We start from the raw sequence: 21,232 nt of genomic DNA on the forward strand, positions 1-21,232 counted from the left end.
TCACCCTTTGATCTCGATCCGAGGTCGAACCGAGTACTCGAAAAGACCGAGTTCCTGCAGTCGCCCCGTACAGGTTTACAACGACAAATTGTCGTCCATGTATACCCCATCGCTCACGACAGGCAGACGTTACCGAGGGCCGTACCGGGCGCGAGGACCGTTATGGTCGGGTAAATCATTCACTCGGATGATTCGCCGAGGTACGTGCCGTCACCGCGAGGTCGTGGATAACGTCACCTGTCGGATCAGCGACCGCCGAGGATCCACTTGTTCAGAATCGGTCCGATCAATCCCAACGATGCGGGCGAGGCCATCTTCCAGTGGGTCGTCTCCACTGGATAGTTGACCGTACGTTCGGCGTCGACAGCCGACTTCCAGGTAGACGCGCCGGACTCGCCCGAGGGGTCGTCGAGTTCGGCGGTGAAGTACAGCAGCTCCCCATCGAACCTGCTCGGCCGATATTCCTCCAGGAGTTCGGCGGAGCGCCGAATCCCGCCGAAAATGATCTCGATCCGATCTCTGGTCAGCGAGTCGAAGGGCGGCGGCAGGGTCGCAACCAGATCCACCGCGTCCTGTACGTCGAAATCGGCGACATCGCGGTCTGTTTCCCCACCGAACTCACCGACGAGATCGACCATTGTCGGTATCGCCGTCGTACGACCTTCGGCCGTACCGAGGGTCGCATCCATCACGGCGAGCGTCTCGACGCTCTCCCCCAGAGTACGAAGCCGAACCGCAACTGCGTGCGCAATTACACCACCCATCGACCATCCGAGTAGGTGGTAGGGCCCGACCGGCTGAACGGCGCGAATCTCGTGCACGTACAGCTCGGCCCAGGCTTCGATCGAGATCGGGAGTGCAGCACCGGACAGCGCGGGAGATTGAAGACCGTAGACAGGTCGATCGGCATCGAGATGCGGCGCCAGTCCTGCGAACGCCCACGCGGTGCCCGTGATCGGGTGGAAGCAGAAGAGCGCTTGGTCCGCGCTTCCCTCGCGGAGCGTGACGAGAACGTCGAGTGGTCCGCCGGGAACGCGCCCGGCACTCGACGTCGACGGTTCGCGGTCGAGGCGTGCGGCCAGCTCTGCGGGTGTCGAACTTCCGAAAACCCAGGGAAGAGGTACATCGCGACCGACCGCCGAACTCAGCACGCCCACCATTCGGACGGCGACCATCGAGTTGCCACCGAGTTCGAAGAAGTCGTCGTCCACGCCGACGTCCTCGGTGCCCAGAGTATCGGCGAACACCCGTGCGACCAGAGCTTCGGTCTCACTGCTCGGCGCCTTGTAGTGCACCTTGTCGAATACGGGATCGGGAAGGGCTCGACGATCCACCTTGCCGCTCGGATTCAACGGAAGTCGATCGAGAACGACAAAGGCTGCGGGCTTCATGTACGACGGCAACTCCTCGGCTGCCAGCGCCTGCAGCGAGTCTCGATCGATCGATCGATCTGCAGCCGGAACGACGTAGGCAACCAGCCGGTGACCCGAATTTCCGTCCTCACGCGCGACGACGGCTGCGTCGTTCACGTCAGAGTGGGTGCGAAGAACCGACTCGATCTCGCCCAACTCGATGCGGTAGCCGTGCACTTTCACCTGCTCGTCCGATCGACCGAGGTACTCCAGCTCACCATCGCGATTCCATCGGGCGAGATCACCGGTTCGGTACATTCGAGACCCGTTCGTTCCGAACGGATCGGCGACGAAACGCTCGGAGGTCAGTGCCGTTCGTGAGGTGTAGCCGCGCGCCAACTGGACGCCGGTGAGATACAGATCTCCGCCGACTCCTGCCGGAACGAGGTTCATTCGAGAATCCAAGACGAGAGTGCCGGTGTTCCACACAGGAAGGCCGATGGGCACGCCGCCGACATCTTCCGGCACCACCTCGTGACAGGTCACCGATACCGCAGCTTCGGTCGGCCCGTAGAGATTGACCAGCTTCCCCGAGTTGCCTCGGCGGAACCACTGAGCGAGGCCTGCGGCGAGTTCCTCGCCGATCGCGTAAACACGCTCGATAGATGTGGGCAGTACCCCTTCGGCTTGCATCAGAAGGGTGTTCAGCATCGCCGGCACCACACCGAGGGTCGTCACATTCTCCGAACGCATCAAGGCGAGAAGATAAGCAGGATCCGGATGTGATCGGGGCGCAGCGATGACCACTGTGCTGCCTGCGGCGAGTGCGCCCCAGTATTCCCAGACGGACAGATCGAACGTCACCGCGGTGTGCATCAACACGACATCGCCAGGGCCGGTTTGGAAGCTGGCACGCAGCCACTGCAGCTGATTGACGATCGCTCGGTGGGAGACTGCCACTCCCTTGGGCTTTCCGGTCGAACCCGAGGTGAAAATGACGTAAGCCGTGTTGTCCGGTCGCACCGGCGCGGCGCGCTCGGAGTCTCCGATGGGGCCACCGGAGTACTTGGAGGAGTCGATCTCGTCCACCGACACCGTCGGCGCCGTGCTCTGCCAGTCCCCGCTGTCACCAGGACCGGTGACGACAAGCGCAGGAGCGACGGTATCGACGATGTAGGCATTGCGATCGGCCGGATGCTCACCGTCGAGAGGAACGTAGGCGGCACCGGTCTTGACTACCGCGTACATCACCACCAACAGGTCGACGCCTCGCGGGATCGACAGTGCCACAACGGACTCCGGTCCGATTCCACGTTCGATCAGGTATCGAGCCGTCGCGTTGACCCGCGAATCGAACTGCCGGAAAGTCATTCGTTGTCCTTCGGCAACAACAGCTTCGGCGTCCGGGGTTTCGGCCACCCACGCCTCGAACATCGAAATCAACGTCGATTCAGCGACCGGATGCGCCGTCCGGTCGGCGGAGAAGACCATCGATCGATGTTCGGGCTCGGTCATCAGTTCGATGTCGCCGATCAGCACCATGGGATTTGCGGCTACGGCGTCGAGCACGCGTACATATCGATCGAGCATCGATAGCGCCGTACTCTCGTCGAAAAGATCTGTTGCATATGCCAGTTCGATACCGAACGCAGAATCGCCACTGCGTTCCGAACTTTCGGTGATAGTGAAGTGCACATCGGACTTGGCAACGTTCGATTCGAATTCGACCGGCCGAACGGTCAGATCCGGAAGCTCGAGCGACTCCTGTGCGATGTTCTGAAACGAGAAGCCGACCTGGAAGAGTGGGCTGTATTCGGAGGATCGTGGCGGATTGATCGCTTCGACGACCCGCTCGAAGGGCACATCGGAATGCGCGAATGCCGCGAGATCCACTTCCCGTACGTCGGCGAGCGCCTCGAGGAAGCTGGAACTCGCGTCGACCCGGGTCCGGAGCACGAGGGTATTGACGAACATGCCGATGAGTCCGTCCAGCGCCTGATCGACGCGACCTGCAATGGGAGTACCGACTACGACGTCGCCGGAGCTGCTCATCCGGCTCAGGAATGCGGCCAAAGCAGTGTGGACGACCATGAACAGTGAGGCCTCGTGCGCATGCGCGAGACTCACGAGAGTTCGGTGTACCTCGTCGGTAAGGGTCGTACGCACTGCCGCGCCGGCGAACGATTGATGTTCCGGTCGGCGCCGATCGGTAGGCAGGTCCATCACAGGAGCGACTCCGCGTAGGTGCTCCTGCCAGTATGCGATCTGCGTGCTGAGCATCGAGTCGGGATCGGACTCGTCTCCGAGCACTTCGCGCTGCCACAGAGCAAAGTCGGCGTAGTGCACCGGCAACGGCGACCACTGCGGAGCATGTCCGGCCGCACGGGCCGAATATGCCAGCATGACGTCCCGCACGAGCACGGGGAGGGAGGATCCGTCCGCACTGATGTGATGTACGACGATCACGAGCACGTACTCGCCATTGCTATCCCCGCTCGTCTGGTCGACGGCGTACAGCCTGACGAACACCGGTGGCGTCTCGGTGACGTCGAACTGTCTCGTCACTGCCTCGCGCACACGGGAAGGGACGTCCTCGGGTTGCACTGCCACTGGCGTCAGGTCGGGAACGGCACTCCCCGCAGGCAGAACCGACTGCGAAGGACCGAGCGGTTCGTTCGGATACAAGGTCCGAAGTACCTCGTGCCGGTCGACGACATCTGCAACGGCGGCCTGAAGTGCCGCGACATCGAGAGCCCCCGACAGCCGCACCGCGATCGGGATGTTGTCCACCACCGACGAGGTGTCGAACTGATTGAGGAACCAATACCTTTGCTGCGCAAGGGAGAGTGGAATTCGAGCAGGGCGTTCGGACATCGTCAGCGGTTGCCGCTGGACGATCTCCGAAGCATCTTCCACCGATACAGCGAGTGATCCCACGCTCGAGCTCTCGAACAGAGTTCGGACCGACACCGCGCGCCCGAGCGCCGAACTCAATCGCGACGCAACCTGCGTTGCGATGAGTGAGTTGCCGCCCAACTCGAAGAAGTCATCATCGAGCCCCACCCGATCGACATCGAGCACATCCTCGAACACACCCGCCACCACCCGCTCCGACTCCGACACCGGCGCCCGGAACTCCCGCACCACACCCGCAGGCTCCGGCAAAGCAGCACGATCCAACTTACCCACCGGAGTCAACGGCAACTCATCGAGAACAACCACCTGCGAAGGCACCATGTGCCGCGGCAACCGCTCCTTCACCCACCCCCGAATCTCCAACACATCCAGATCCGAACCCACAGCAGGCAACACATACGACACCAACACCGTCGCACCCGCCACACCCTGCTCCCCCGAACGCGCCACCGTCACCGCGAACTCGACCCCCGGATACGAGGTCACCACAGCATCGATCTCACCCAACTCGATCCGGAAACCACGCACCTTCACCTGAAAATCACTGCGCCCCACATACTCGATATCGTGCGAATCGGGCAGGCGGCGAACGACATCGCCCGTGCGATACATCCTTGTGCCGTCCTCGACAAGAGGATTGGCGACGAATCGTCCTGCCGTGAGCCCCATGCGACTGTGGTAGCCACGCGCGACACCGGGGCCCCAGAGGTACAACTCACCCTTCGCGCCGCCGAGCACGGGACGCAACCGATCATCGAGCACGGCCGCGGACATCCCACGGATCGGCGCACCGATCGACACCACGTCCCCCGCCACCAACGCACCCGAAATATTCGACATGATCGTCGTCTCCGTCGGACCATACCCATTGAAAAACTCACGCACTTCCCCACCGACACCACGCTCCACCGCCCACCGACCCAACAACTCAGGCGACCACGCCTCACCACCGACCACCACAACCCGAAGATCGACCAACCCCACCGGATCCACCGACGCCAACGCAGCCGGAGTCACGAACGCATGCGACACCCGCTCCGAAACCAACAACTCCCACAACTCCACCCCACCGAACACCGACGCCTCCGCCACCACCATCGTCGACGACGCACCCACCGCCAACAACAACTCCAACATCGACGCATCGAAACTCGGCGACGCAAAATGCAACGTCCGCGACTCCCCCGTCAACCCATACCGATCACGCTGCTCCACCGCAAAATTCGCCAACCCCGCCTGCGTCACCACCACACCCTTCGGAACCCCAGTAGACCCCGACGTATACACCACATACGCCGCCGACTCCGCCCGCAAACGCCCGACCCGATCCACCGCCGACACCGGATCACCCGACACCGACGCCAACAACGCCACCACCGCCGGATCATCCAACACGATCCACTCCACACCCAACGGCAACAACCCCACGAACTCACGCACCGTCACACCGACCCGCACCCCCGAATCCACCACCATCCGCTCCAACCGCTCCACCGGATACCCAGGATCGAACGGCACCACAGCACCACCGGACTTCGCCACACCCCACACCGACACCACCGAATCCACCGACCTCGGCAACGCCACACCGACAAACCCATCCACCTCCACACCCGCACCCACCAACACCCGAGCCAACCGCGAAGACAACGAATCCAACACCCGATACGACACCTCAGCAGAACCACACACCAACGCCGACGAATCCGGACTCCGCTCCACCGCCGACGCCAACAAATCCGGCAGAAGAGCAACGCGCGCCCGACGAGTGCGAGGCTTACGCCTGTCCTTGTTGCGCCCGCTGGATCGACCTGATCTCGCCGGCCCTGCGGCCGACGGATCCAGGGTGACGTCGGATTCGATGTCGTCCGAGTTCGGGTTTTTCGCATTCATCGGTGGGCAGTACCTCGCAATCGGTCGGGATACGGACTGACTCAACGTCGAGATTGTGTCGTGATTGCGCTGTTATAGCGGTAAATTACGCAACAATCAAAATGAAAAGTCTGTTTTACAAGTCCAGAATCTACTCCGAAGGTTACCAAGCGCCGACCGATCTGCACTCACTCACGCCGTGCACGAACAGGGCCACCTGACCCTGACAAGCCCTGAGATGCGCTCTGAGCGCGCACGGCGGACCGTATTATTTTCGGTTACCGGAGCCACTGACTATGTCGACGCCTTTTATTACTGAATTGCACTAGTTTCTCGGCCGAAATACAACCGAGATAGAAGTGAACACACAGAAAACATGCAGGAAGCAAGTAACGTGCAGGTTTTCCTCGAGTGTTCACACGCGGCCACGGTCCACTCGTGCACGACGGCTGGACCGTCAGCCGAAGATGGTCCAGCCTGCAGCGGAGTCCGACGCCGGAAGCTTTGTATCGACCGGGTACTCGGTCAGAACGACGGACACGAGGTCTTCCGCCTCGATTCCCGCTTCCAAGGCCGCATTCTGGGCACCAGAGACGAACGCATGGGTCACCCAATGCTCGCCGATCACGGCCTCGGGATCCTCGGGCTCACCAGGCGCCGACACGACCATCGCCGAGCCTGCTGACGCTGCGAGCGCGAACTCCAGTAGAGACCATCTGGTGCCGAACCTCGCCGTCCCGTACGTACGCGACTCGAAACTCACCCCGAGGACTCCCCGTAGCGAGTCTGCGATCGCGACGACATCACCGTGGGAGAGAGTTGGGCCGTGGGAGAGAGGTGGGTCGACCCCATCGAAGAAGGCAAACGGATCCTCGGGGCGAAGAAGTCGCACTCGTTCCGAATACGCCACCGGACGCGAGGAACGCTCGGCAAGGGTCTTGATCACCGAGTCATCGCTCAGGACGATCCACTCGCCGACCGAATCCTCGACCGCCTCTACCGTCGCCGCGATGCCCAGGACCGCGCTGCTCGATGTGGGACCGGCTACTGCACCACCGGTTTTGGCGACAGCCCAGAGCGTGACAATCTGCTCGACCGACCGCTCGATGGCGACTACGACCGCGTCCCCAGGTCCTACACCCCGCGAGATCAGCTCACGTGCCAGCCGCGACGACTGTTCGTCCACCTCGCCGAAGGTGATGTCGACGTCGCCGATCGAGATGGCAGGCGCGTCGGGGTCTTCGTCGACCACAGTGCGCAACACCTGGGCGAGGGTTGTCCCTTCCACACCAACGGTTGCCGCGATGTCGACCGACGGTGCGGCCGTCAGAACGTGCCCTTGGTCGGCCTCTGTATCGGATTGGATGTCTATGTCACCGACGATCACCTCGGTGCTGCCGGCGATCGCGTCGAGCACCAGGGTGAAACGCTCTCCGAAGCGCGAAATCGAGTCCTCGTCGAACAGATCCGTTGCATAGGTGAACACGACCCGTAACCGATCGCCGACGCGTTCGACCGTGACCTGAAGATCGAACTTGGCCGCCAGTTCGGCGCCGTCGAGAACCGAGATGGACAAACCTGGAAGTTCGAGTGTGGCTTGCTCCTGATTCTGTAGCGACAGAACCACCTGAAAGATCGGGTGTCGGGCGACCGAGCGGGTCGGGGACACTGCGTCGACTACCCGCTCGAAGGGGACGTCCGCATTGGCGAAAGCGCCGAGGTCGACGCTCCGAACTCGGTCGAGAAGGTCGTCGAATCGATCCGCGGGATCCACGTCCACCCGCAGGGCGAGCGTGTTGACGAACATTCCGACCAGGCCATCGAGTGCGGCGTCACCGCGGCCGGCGACTGCAGTGCCGATCACGATGTCGCGTCCGCCGCTCATCCGAGCCAACAGGACTGCAAGCGCGCTGTGGACGACCATGAACAACGATGCGTTGTTGGCGCGCGCGATCCGGTTCAGCGAATCTGTCAACTCCGGAGTCAGCGACGTAGCCCAGGATCGACCGCGCATCGACTGTTGAGGCGGACGCGGCCGGTCTGTGGACAGATCCAGCTCGTCCGGGACACCGACCAGCTGTTCCGTCCAAAAACGGAGTTGACCGGCTGCGATCGAGTCGGCCTGCTCTGCGTCACCCAGTACGTCGTGCTGCCACAGCGCATAGTCCGCGTACTGCACGGTCAGCGGAGCCCAGGCAGGGGCCGAACCGGAGATCCGTGCGACGTACGCCGTCATCACATCTCGTGCGAGAGGTGCCATGGACACCCCGTCTGCCGAGATGTGATGAACCGATACTGCAAGCACATGATCGGTTTCGGTGAGCGCGAACAGTTCGGCCCTGACCGGTATGTCGGTGGACACGTCGAAGCCGCGCGAGATGGTGCCGCGAACCCGATCGATCAGTTCGGTTTCGCTCGCGCATGCAATCGGCGCTAGGTCGAGTCCGACATCGGCGACTTCGAGTATCTGCTGGAATGGGCCGTCCGCGTCGGTCGGATAACTCGTTCGCAGGCTCTCGTGCCTGTCGATCACATCGCGGATGGCACTGTCGAGTGCCTCGAGATCGAGTACACCGGCCAGTCGAATCGCCAAGGGAATGTTGTACACCGACGAGCCTGGATCGAGGCGGTTGAGGAACCACATCCGTTGCTGGGCAAGCGAAAGCGGAATGCGCTCGGGACGTTCGGCAGCAACCAGCGTCCTTCGGCCACCTACACCGAGATGACGACTGGCGCACGACGCGAGAGCTGCCACAGTCGGAGCTTCGAACAGCTCTCGAACGGACACATCACTGCCGAGTGCCGCGTTCAGCCTGGCTATGACGCGGGTTGCATCGAGAGAATTGCCGCCGAGCTCGAAGAAGGAGTCGTCCGCCCCCACCACGTCCTGGGACAGAACTGTTGCGAATACTTCGGCGACTGCCTTTTCGGCAGGGGTGCTCGGTGCACGGAAGGGTGACCCCGACGCGTACACCGGCACCGGCAGTGCCCGATGGTCCAGTTTGCCATTGACCGTCAACGGCAATTCGTCCAGGATTTCGATCAGATCCGGCACCATGTAGGCGGTCAAGAATTGTGCTGCATCAGAACGCAATCGGTTGACGTCGATGGACGCTCCGGCCGAGGGCACGACGTACGCGACGAGAGACTCACCCTCACGGTCTTCGGTGTCGGCGCCCTGACGCAGATCTCGGCGAACCATCGCCACCGCCTGGGCGACGTCGGAATTTCGGAGCAACGCCGATTCGATTTCACCGAGTTCGATGCGGAACCCGCGCAGCTGAACCTGGGTATCAGTGCGTCCGGCATATTCGAGCTGTCCACCAGCATTCCAGCGGCCTCGGTCGCCGGTCCGGTACATCACCGTTCCACTCGGTCCGAGCGGGTCGGCCACGAACCGAGTCGAGGTGAGTGCCGACTTGCCGAGGTAACCGCGAGCAAGTTGTCCGCCGCTCACGTAAAGCTCGCCTGCCACGCCAATGGGCGCGAGACCCAGCCGCGAATCGAGAACACGAACCGTCAACCCTGGCAACGCGTCGCCGATCACACTTGCTCTTGCCCTGTGCGCTGTTTCCCGCGAGAGAGCGAGGAAGGACACGTGCACGGTGGTCTCGGTGATGCCGTACATGTTGACCAGTTGTGGACCGTTCGGATGACGGGAATACCAACGCTCCAACGAGCTCAGATCGAGCGCTTCACCACCGAACACTATGTAGCGCAGGGAAAGTACCGGCGCATGGTCCCCCGCCGAACGTTCCGCCTCGGCCAGCTGAGCGAACGCCGACGGTGTCTGATTCAGCACGGTGACGCTTTCGCGCGCGAGCAGTTCGAGGAACTTCTCGGGCGAGCGAGAGGTGTAGTAATCCACTGTCACCAGCCGGCCACCGGACAGCAACGGTCCCCAGATCTCCCAGACGGAGAAGTCGAATGCGTAGGAATGGAACATGGTCCATACGTCGTCGCTGCTGAACTCGAACCGCTGCGCCGCGGCCGCGAACAGCGTTGTGACGTTTCGGTGGGTGACGGCAACACCCTTCGGGAGTCCAGTCGAACCGGATGTGTAGATGACATACGCGACGTTGTCGGCGGAAGCGCTTCTCGGCAGCTCGGAACCGGAGAGTGCGGATCCGTCGAGCTCGGTGACCGAAGCGGAATCGACGTCGACCATGGGACAGTCGAACGCGCCGATCGAGGAGAGTTCCGTCTGTGACGTGATCACGGCACCGGGGACTGCATCCCCGAGGATGTACGAGATGCGATCTGCCGGATTGCTCGTGTCGATCGGGAGGTATCCCGCACCGGCTTTGAGAACCCCGAGAATCGCCGCGATCAGATCGACCGACCGCGGCAGCGCGACCGCTACCAAGCTTTCCGGTTCCACACCGGTCGCCGACAACGCCCGTGCAATCCGATTCGCTTTGCCATCCAGCTCCGCATAGGTGAGAGTGACATCGCCACTGGTGACGGCCGGCGCCCCCGGGTTAGCGCGTACGGCCGCTTCGAAACGCTCCACGAGCGTTGCATCGCCGCCATCGACGAGTTCGGTGCCCTCGGCGCTCAGCGCCACGCGCTCTGCCTCGTCCACGATCTCGATATCACCGATCACTACATCGGCATCGGCGACGACGGCGCTGACTATCGCGGTCAGCCTTCGAGCAAAACCGACCGCGGTTGCTTCATCGAACACCTCACGCGCATAGGTCAATTCGACGGCCAGCGGGCCTTCGCCACCAGCGTCCGACGCCAACTCGGTTACCGCCAACTGCAGATCGAACTTGGCTATCGCGACATCGAGGTCCACGCCCGTCACCGTCAGGCCCGGCAGGGTGAACCGAGACGGTTCCATGTTCTGGTAGGTCAACATGACCTGAAAGATCGGGTGGCGTGCAGCACTTCGTTCTGGATCCAGAATCTCCACCAACCGCTCGAACGGCAGATCGGCATGAGCAAACGCCTCGAGATCCACCCCGCGTGCGGAGTCCAGCAGGTCACGGAAACGGAGGTTCTGGGACGTATCGGTACGAAGCACGAGCGTATTGACGAACATGCCGATAAGGTTGTCGAGGGCCTCGTCACCACGACCCGCTACCGGGGTGCCCACGGCGATATCGGTGGAGTCAGAAAGCCGTGACAGCAGCACGGCGAGTGCCGCGTGAACAACCATGAACACGCTGGCGCCCGACGCCGTCGCCAAAGACCGCATCTGTCGATGCGTATCGGCATCGATTGTGAACGTATGTGTGGCACCGAGATTCGACGCGACCGCAGGCCGGGGGCGATCGAACGGCAGCGATAGCTCGGCCGGAAGGTCCGCCAACGCCTTCGTCCAGTACTCGATCTGATCGGAAATGACCGAATCCGACTCGAGTTCGGATCCGAGGATGTCGCGCTGCCACAGGGTGTAGTCCGCGTACTGAACGGGTAACGGCGCGAAATCGGGCACCGTGTTCTGTGTTCGCGCGTGATATGCCGTCATCACGTCGCGAGTGAGGGGCCCCATCGAAACTCCGTCGCCGGAGATGTGATGTACCACGAACACCAGAATGTGCTCCTCGGCCGAGACCTGGAGAAGCCGCACCCGAAGTGGCACTTGGGTTGTGACATCGAATCCACCCGATACCGTATCCATCACGGCAGCGACGACATGGTCCGGATCGACGATGATCGGAGTGAGCTCGGCGAGAACGTCGTCCACGGAACCGATGCTTTGAAATCCGACGCCGTCATGGTCCGGGTACGACGTTCGAAGAGATTCGTGTCGTTCGATCAAGTCACGGATGGAATGGAACAACGCACTCGTATCGAGCCGGCCGGACAACCGAATCGCAACCGGGATGTTGTTCACCGCAGACGCAGTATCGAACCTGTTCAGGAACCACATCCGCTGCTGGGCGAGCGAGAGCGGAATTCGGTCGGGCCGACTGCGTGGAGCCAGAGCAGCATGCGCGTCACCGAGTGATCGTGACTCGATCTCACGAGCGAGGTCTCCGACAGCTGGATTTCCGAAGAGCAGCGGAACCGGGACTTTGACGTCCAGGGCCGCGCCGAGACGCGCAACCAACCGGGTTGCAACGAGAGAGTTTCCACCCAGATCGAGGAACGAGTCCGTTCTGCCGACGCGTTCGACTCCGAGCACCTCGGCGAAGATTGCGGCGACGGTTTTCTCCAACTCGGTCACCGGCTCCACGAATTCCTTGCCGGCAAAGACCGGCTCCGGCAATGCCGCCCGGTCGAGCTTGCCGACCGGAGTGAGCGGAACCGAATCCAGCTCGATGATCTGGGCCGGAATCATGTGTGCGGGCAGCGTGTGGCCAAGATGTTCGACAAGCTCGTCGACGTCGAAGTCCACACCTGCAGCGGGTTGTACGTACGACACCAATGCTGTTTCACCGGAAGGAAGTTCGCGACCGACGGTAGCAGCGAACTGCACATGCGGATGAGTGGCGAGCGTGCTGTCGACTTCACCCAACTCGATCCTGAAGCCACGAATCTTGACCTGAAAGTCGCTACGGCCGAGGTAGTGAACAATGCCGTCGGAGTCACGTCGGACGACATCTCCGGTGCGATACAGGCGGGTGCCGGTTCCCGAGGCATTCTGCCCGGTTGCCGTCGCTTCTGGGAACGGATTGGCGACGAATCGTTCGGAAGTCAGCGCTGATCGCTTGTTGTATCCCTCGGCGAGCTGCGCACCCGCTAGGTAGAGCTCGCCACTGACTCCTGCCGGAACTGGACGGAGCCGGTTGTCGAGCACGAATGCACCGACACCTGGGATCGGTGTGCCGATGACCGGTGCTTCGCCCACCACGAGAGGCGCCGTACTCGTTGCCAGGATGGTCGCTTCGGTAGGTCCATACCCGTTGAAGAACAGACGCTGCTGCAATCCTGGACCGCGTTCGGCACCGACCCATCTCGTCACCAATTCACCGGTGAAGGTGTCACCGGCCACGACGACCGCTTCGAGGTCGGGAAGGCCGTTCGGATCTACCGACCCCAACGCTCCCGGGGTGATGAGCACGTGAGTGACCTGCTTCTCACGAAGCAGATCGGCCAACTCCTCGCCGCCCCCGACCGACGCGGGAGCCACCACGAGCGTCGCGCCGGACGTGAACGCGAGCAGCAATTCGAGGACCGACACGTCGAAACTGGGCGAACAGACGTGCAACATTCGAGAGTCGGACGAGAGACCATAGTGCGGTCGCTCCGCTGCCACGAGCGGTCCGAGACCGGAATGGGTGACAACGACGCCCTTGGGCAGCCCTGTCGATCCGGACGTGTAGATGATGTAAGCCGCATGCGACTCGAGCAGTGGTCGAACCCGATCCGCATAGGAGATCGGGTGCGCTGGGTAACTCTCGACGGCCGCTGCAAGGCTCGGCTCGTCCAGCAAGAGCCAGTCGACTCCGCTGGGAAGGCCTGCTGCGAACGATTCGAGAGTGAGACCGAGTACGACTCCCGAATCGGACACCATGTGCTGTGTCCGATCGGGAGGATAATTCGGATCCACCGGCACGAATGCCGCTCCGCTCTTGGCGACTGCCCATACCGCAAGGACGGATTCGACCGACCTCGGAAGAGCCAGCGCGACTCGGTCGCCGGGACCGACCCCTCGTTCGATGAGCACTCTGGCCAGCTTCGACGACCGTTCGTCGAGCTCGCGGTAGCTGAGCGAGATTCCCGAGGACATCAGCGCAATCGAATCGCCCGCTGTTTCTACGGCGCTCGTCAGCAGCTGCGGAAGTAGCTCTGTCCGGACGCCATGGCGACGGTTCGGACGTTCTCCTCGTGACCGGCGACCGCTTCCACGGGTAGCACCGTCGACCCGACTGCGGGATTCACTCGCACTCATGTCGTCGAGCCCTGTGTTCGATCTGGCCGGGTACGGAACGTCATGTATGCGGATCACCTTCGTTGTCGAAAAATTCGATGGTCTCGGCTCGGACTCTCCCCGAGTCGCCGAAAAGACATGGCTGAACAGACAGCCCAGTGTCGAACGGCCGTCCCGGGGTGGAACGCGCAGAGCAAGTTTAGCGAGCCCGGCTCAGCTCACCACCACATGATCGATTCGAGCCGACCGTGACCGGGTTCGCACGCCTCGGACATCTATCCCTTTTCAGGCGTAATCCGTTACCTCGCCAGCCCACAGGGCAGGTCGAGGGTCACATGTGAGTCACAGTCCGCCCGTCCGTCCATATCTCGACTGCATCACCCGTCGCGGGCCCATCTGTGACGATCACGACTACCAGGTCGTCGAGATCCTCCGGACCTGACTGCTCGAGTACCTCGATCGGCACGAACGCGTGTGTCGCCCACGAGTCGAACAACAGGTCGGCCACCGAGTGGACGTCGATGTTCGGCTCGCCCATGATGAGAGCGCCACCTCTCGAGGTCACCGCAAAGGCCTCGAAGACGGACGCGTCGGAATCGAACGATCCGTAGTGGTAGCTACGGGTGTCGTATCCAAGCTCGAATCGATCGGCGTAATCCGCGATGCGAAGCATCAATTCCGACTGAGTGAGCGAACCCGAAGCCAGAGTGAGAGCTTTGCGATCTCCGGACAGAGACTGCAATCGGTCCGAGTACGAGACCGGATGCCGCGGTCGGGACGCTGTTTCTCGGGCGAATTCGGCGTCGTCGACAACGAGCCAGGTCGGACCCGTCGGTGCCGTATCGCGGTACTGCTCGACTGTGACACCGAAGGTGCCTTCGGGGACCGAACTGTGCGATCCGGGCTGCGAAGGAATCACCGCAGCACCGGTCTTTGCCACTGCCCACAATGCCTCGATCGCCGTCGTCGAACGAGGAAGATGTACGACAACCGACATTCCGGGTCCGACGCCTCGATCGATCAACGATCGAGCAAGTGTGGACGAGGCGACATCGAGTGCTCGGTAGCTGATCTCATCTTCGCCGGAGACCATCGCGGGTGCCTCCGGGTCGTCCTCGACGATCTCCGCGAGGACCTGAGGAAGCACCTGCATATCCGAACCCACGGATCGACGCGCACCCTGTGTGCCGGAATCCAGGTCGGTCGAGGCCATGACGACCTGCTCTCGTTCGTTCGCATCCAGAAGGTCGATCGTCCCCACTCGTGCAGTGGGCTCGTCGATCAACGCGTCCAGAATCCGAAGGAACCACCGACTCAGATCGGTGACGTACCGACCGTCGAGGACCGTGTCCAGGTACTTGAACGTCAGCTCGAGTCTTGCTTCGACGACCGTCAGAACCGTCAACGGGTAATGCGTGGCGTCGTCGACGCCTACACCGGTGATCTGAAGGCCATCGACCGAACTTGCCGCGGCGATCGCGTCGCGGTCGATGGGGTAGGACTCGAACACGAGGAGCGTGTCGAACAATCTGTCCACACCGATGCGCTGCTGAATCTCGGTCAGACCCACGTAGTGGTGATCGAGCAGATCCGCCTGCTGTCCTTGCAACTGCACCAGAGTCTCTGCCCGCGAGTGCCCGTCTCCGACATCCACACGAACCGGCAACGTATTGATGAAGAGTCCGACCATCGACTCGACGCCTGCTAGGTCGGCCGGCCGGCCCGACACGGTAGCCCCGAAAACCACATCCGCGCGTCCGGTGAGACGCCCCAGAAGGATCCCCCACGCCGCTTGCACGACAGTGTTGACCGTCACACCCAGCTTCGAGGCCATCGAGGACAGCACGGCAGTGCGATCCTCGGTCAGCGAGACCTCGATCTTGCCGATCCCCGGTACCGCCCCCGACGGGCGTGCGCTTTCGGTGAGCAGCGTCGGTTCCGACACCCCGTGGAAGGCGGCCGCCCATCGATCGAGCGAATCCTCTCGGTCACGGCCGTCGAGCCAGGACAGGAAGTTCCGGAACGGTCGTACTCGGGGCAGCACCGACGTGTCGGCACGGACTGCGTACAGCATCAACAGATCCTGCATGAGCAACGGCATGGACCACCCGTCGAGCAGGATGTGGTGACTGGTGATGCCCAGGTGCCATGCATCCGCGGCGACCTTGATCAGCGTGAACCTGATGAGCGGTGGCGCGGACATATCGAAGCGCTCCGCCTGAGCGGCAACAAGTATCCGCTTCGCCTCCGCGCGTCGAGAGTCCTCGGCAACATCCATCAGATCGATCTCGTGGAAGGGCAGTTCCAGAGCGCCGAGAACCACCTGGACCGGGCTGCCGTCACTGTCGGCGACGAACGCGGCTCGGAGATTGCTGTGGCGATCGAGCAACGCCTGCCCGGAAGCCCGCAAACGATCGGTATCGACGACACCGGACAGGTCCAGTACAGCCTGCATCGTGTAGACGTCCACCGTCGATTCGGTCATCATCGCGTGGAACAACAGCCCGGACTGCAGCGGAGTCAGAGGCCACACGTCTTCGACGCCTCGGTAGGCAGACTCCCACGAATCGATCTCGTCCTGAGTGGATTCGATCAACGTCAGATCCGATGGCGTCAGGCCACCCGCCTCTGAGGTTCGGCTGTGATCGGACAGAGCTTCCATCGCCTCGATCCACAGATCAGCCAACTCTGAAACGTCCGCACGGTCCACAAGCCCGTTCGGGAAGGCGAACGTAGCACCCAATCTCGGACCATCCGGGCCGTCGGTGACGATGGCGTTGATATCGATGGTCGAGTTGGCAGGCATGTCCTCGTCCATCGAGGCAGTCAAAGATCCGAGGGCGCCCGTCGGAGCCCATCCGAAGTCCGCCAGCTCAGCCGGAATCTCGGACGAAGAAATCCGACCCAGGTAATTGAAGCTGATCTGACCGGACGGGACCGATTCCAGTTCTGCGGAGGTCTCGTCGTCGAGATACTTCAGCAGTCCGTACCCCATCCCGCGATCGGGCACACGGTGAATTTGCTCCTTGACCGTTTTGACAGCCGCACCGACGGTGGCACCACCGGCAAACGCGTCGTCGATGTCGATTCCGTCCAGATCGAGCGCCAAGGGATAAGCACTGGTGAACCAACCGATGGTCCGCGACAGATCGGCACCAGGGACGACCGCTTCCTCGCGGCCATGCCCTTCGAGTGCGAACAGCGCACTCGTGGTGGAGATTCCACGATTTCGACGCCACCGTGCCACTGCCAATGCCAGGGTTGCCAGCAACCCATCGTTGACGCCACCTCGATAGAGGCGCGGCACGCGAGTCAGTAGCGCATCGGTCGTGTCGGCCGAAATCTCAACTTCGACACGCTCGACGGTACCTGCGACATCGACCGTCGGATCGAACGGCCTGCGACCCACCAGAGGATCGTCGAAGTTCGCCAAGGACTTCCAGATCACCAGTTCCTCACGGCGCGACGGAGCTGCGGCTGCCTGGATCAGCCCATGCGACCACCGGCGCATCGAGGTGCCCACGGCTGGTAGCGATACCTGCTGCCCCGCAGCGAGTTGCGACCACGCGACCGCGAGGTCAGGGAGCAGGATGCGCCACGTGACACCGTCGACCACGAAGTGATGGGCCACGATGAGCAGCACACCGCGTCGACTTTCCTCGACGGTATCGGTGTCGCCTGCGGTGGGCGTTCCGGTGCTGAAGTCGAACCAGACGAACTGGATCATCGCACCCGTGGCCGGATTCAGACGCCCCATTGCGGCAGACAGTCTGTCGGAGGCCAGAGCCTCGAGATCAGCACCCGAGATCGAAGTGTCCACGCGAACCCTGTCGATGGCCGCGCCCACATCCACGCTGCCCTGTTCCCGAACGGCCATTTCACCGTTCGCGTATATCGCCCTGAACATGTCGTGGTGATCGACGATCGCAGTCAGGGTGGCAGTGAGAAGAGCCAGATCGATTTCTGCAGGCAGACCGACCGCCACCGACTGGGAGAACCGATCCAAGCGCCCACCAGCTTCGGTCACCTTGCGCATGATCGGAGTCAGTGGCATCGAGCCGATGCCGCCGCCCGGCAGTTCGGACAGGACCGTGGCACGGTCCGAATCATCGAGTCGGACCGCCACTTCGGCGAGACCGGCAACCGACTTACGTTCGAACACATCACGCGGAGTGAAGGAGATACCTCGAGCCTTGGCCCGCGAGACGAGCTGGATCGAGACGATGCTGTCGCCCCCGAGCGCGAAGAAGGACTCGTCGACTCCTACCCTCGGCATACGCAATACATCGGCGAAGACCTCGGCGATGATCTCCTCGATATCGGTTTCGGCAGCCCGGTACACCTGCTCCTCGAACACCGGTTCGGGAAGGGCGCGGCGGTCGAGTTTGCCGACCGGGGTCAATGGGACCTCGTCCAGAATCACGATCGACGACGGCACCATGTGCGACGGCAACGTCCGCCGCACGAACTCGGTTACCGCAACCGGATCCACCGAGGCACCGACTGCAGGCATCACGTAGGACACGAGAACCGTTGCACCAGAGGGCAGATCCTTGCCGAGGGTAGCCGAGAAAGCCACCGACGGGTGAGCGGCAAGCGCAGCGTCGACCTCTCCCAGTTCGACGCGGAAACCACGAATCTTGACCTGGAAGTCCGAGCGCCCGACGAATTCGAGTTCCCGAACCTCCGGTCCGGTCCATCTGACGAGGTCGCCGGTGCGGTACATCCTCGCAGCCGTACTCGAATACGGGTCGGCGACGAATCTGCTTGCAGTGAGGGAACCCCGCTGGTGGTAACCACGAGCGAGACCTTCGCCCGCAAGATAGAGCTCACCTGCCACTCCAACCGGGACGGGCCGCAGTCGCCTGTCCAGGACCAGCGCCGATGTACCCCGAACCGGTGCACCGATGGTGATCGGTCGTCCCGGTTCGAGCTCGGCGAACGTAGAGATGATCGTCGTCTCCGTCGGGCCGTAGCCGTTGAAGTACCAGCGCCCCGGCGCCCAGCGCGCAAGCAGTTCGGAGGTGGTCACGTCGCCACCGACGGAGAGAACCCTAAGGCTGTCCATGCCCTCGGGATCCATCGTGCCCAATACCGCAGGCGTGATGATCGAGTGAGTCACTTTCTCCGAGAGGAAGATCTCGGCCAGATCAGGGCCGCCGATGACGTCCGAAGGAACGATCACCAGCCGAGCACCAGCAGCGAACGTGACCATCCATTCGAGGACGGAAGGGTCGAAGCTGGGTGAACAGATGTGCAGGAATCGACTCTCCGGGCTCACACCGTACAAGTCGATCGCCGAATCGAGTACCCCACGCAAACTCGCGTGGGTGACCACCACACCCTTCGGCAGACCCGTCGAACCCGACGTGTAGATCACGTAGGCGGGGTGATCGGTCGTCAAAGTCGCGGTGCGGTCGCTATCGGTTACCGGATCGCTGGATTGCGCAGCTATCTCTTCGCGGAGTTCGCCGCCGTCGAGCAACATCCAACTCCCGGCAGGCAACGCATCGACGTGCGCCGACGCTGTGATGCGTACGACGGCCGCCGAATCGGACAGCATGTGTTCGATTCGCTCCGACGGGTAGTTCGGATCGACGGGCAGGTGAGCGCCGCCGGCCTTGGCAACCGCCCAGACGCTCACGAGCATCTCGTACGATCGCGAGAACGCCAGCGCAGCTACGGTATCCGGTCCGACTCCGCGACCGATCAACACACGGGCCAACTGCGAGGACGTCTCGTCCAATTCGCGATACGTCACCGACCGACCCGAAATGCGGACTGCCACGGCCTCGGGGTCGAGAGCGACTCCCCGCGTCAATATCTCCTGCAATGTCGACGCCGAGGCTACTTCGCCGCCATGCGCATGAGTCAGAGCGTCGGCTTCACCAGCGCCCAGGAGTTCCAAATCACCGACCGGCTTCGACAGGTCCGCCACCGCATCGTTGAGCAACCGGACAAATCTCACCGCGAAGTCGGACACCGTCGACTCGTCGAACATGTCTGCGGCGTAGGAGAACTCGGCCGATATGCCATCGAGTTCGCCACCGGAGAGGACGTGCTCGCGCAGTGTGAGCGACAGATCGAACTTCGCAATGTTGGCCTCGAACGGAACGCCACTGACATGCAAATTCGGTAACCGAAGATCGGTCGAGGGCAGATTCTCGAACGAGAGCGCTACCTGGAACAACGGATGACGGGTGGTCGACCGTTCCGGGTTGAGCACCTCCACGAGCCGCTCGAACGGAATGTCCGCATGCGCGAAAGCCTGCAGATCCGCCTCTTTTGCCCGGGTGAGGATTTCACCGAACGAGCGCTCCGACTCGACATGCGTACGCAAAACCAGGGTGTTGACGAACATGCCCACCATGTCGTCCAGTTCGGACTGGCCCCGGCCTGCGATAGGCGCACCGATAGCGATGTCATCGGTGCCGGACATGCGGGCGAGGAACACCGCCATCGCAGTGTGCACGACCATGAACAGGGTGCTTCCCGTCGCTCGTGCTACGTCGAGCAACGCACGATGTAGCTCGGCATCGATTCGGAACGGAGCTTTCCCACCCTCATAGGTGCGAGTCGATGGGCGAGGTCGGTCGGTCGGAAGGTTCAGCTCGTCCGGCAAACCGGCCAAAGCGCTCTTCCAGTACGACACCTGCTGGGCAGCAATCGAATCCGGATCGTCCTCACTACCGAGGACCTCACGCTGCCACAACGCGTAATCGGCGTACTGCACCGGCAACGGAGCCCAACCAGGAGCCTCACCGACAGAACGCGCCGCATACGCCACCATCACATCACGCGTCAACGGACCCATCGACCAACCGTCGGCCGAAATATGGTGCGCGACCAGGACGAGCACGTATTCGTCCGTGCCTACCTGGAACAGCTCGCCTCGCATCGGCAATTCGCTGGTAACATCGAATCCGGCTGAAATGACCTGCTCGACACGCCGAGAAATATCGGCCGGATCCACCTGTTGCGGTACGAGTGTCGGTGCCGCAGCCGAGACAGTGAGAATCACCTGCGCCGCAATACCATCGGTTTCCGGATACACGGTACGCAACGACTCGTGGCGAGCGAGTACATCTCGCACCGCCGCATTGAGGGCATCGATGTCGAGTGCTCCCGACAACCGCACTGCGACCGGGATGTTGTTGACCGCGGATTCGGTGTCGAATCGGTTCAGGAACCACATCCGCTGCTGCGCCAACGACAACGGCACCACACCCGGACGCTCCCGCGCCACCAACGCAACCCGATCCCCCGA

At 62.3% G+C, this 21,232-nt stretch carries 3 protein-coding genes; all 3 read right to left on the reverse strand.

Features of this window, described 5'->3' with window-relative positions; translation table 11 throughout:
• Nucleotides 1–245: 245 nt before the first annotated feature.
• Nucleotides 246–6,161, reverse strand: a complete 5,916-nt coding sequence (locus ABIB36_RS12755; protein WP_354571580.1) for a non-ribosomal peptide synthetase — start codon at nt 6,159–6,161, stop codon at nt 246–248.
• A gap of 436 nt (nt 6,162–6,597) precedes the next feature.
• Entirely contained in the window at nt 6,598–13,869 is a 7,272-nt protein-coding gene (locus tag ABIB36_RS12760) for a non-ribosomal peptide synthetase (protein WP_354571584.1), read from the reverse strand.
• A 427-nt stretch (nt 13,870–14,296) separates the two neighbouring features.
• Complete coding sequence (locus tag ABIB36_RS12765; RefSeq protein WP_354563551.1) at nt 14,297–21,211, reverse strand: non-ribosomal peptide synthetase; 6,915 nt, start codon at nt 21,209–21,211, stop codon at nt 14,297–14,299.
• Nucleotides 21,212–21,232 lie beyond the last annotated feature (21 nt).

The sequence above is a fragment of the Rhodococcus sp. UYP9 genome (assembly GCF_040547235.1).
Classification (GTDB): domain Bacteria; phylum Actinomycetota; class Actinomycetes; order Mycobacteriales; family Mycobacteriaceae; genus Rhodococcoides.

Excerpts from the sequence above, each read along its gene's own strand:
- ABIB36_RS12755 (WP_354571580.1), bottom strand. The coding sequence starts at position 6,161 with ATGAATGCGAAAAACCCGAACTCGGACGACATCGAATCCGACGTCACC.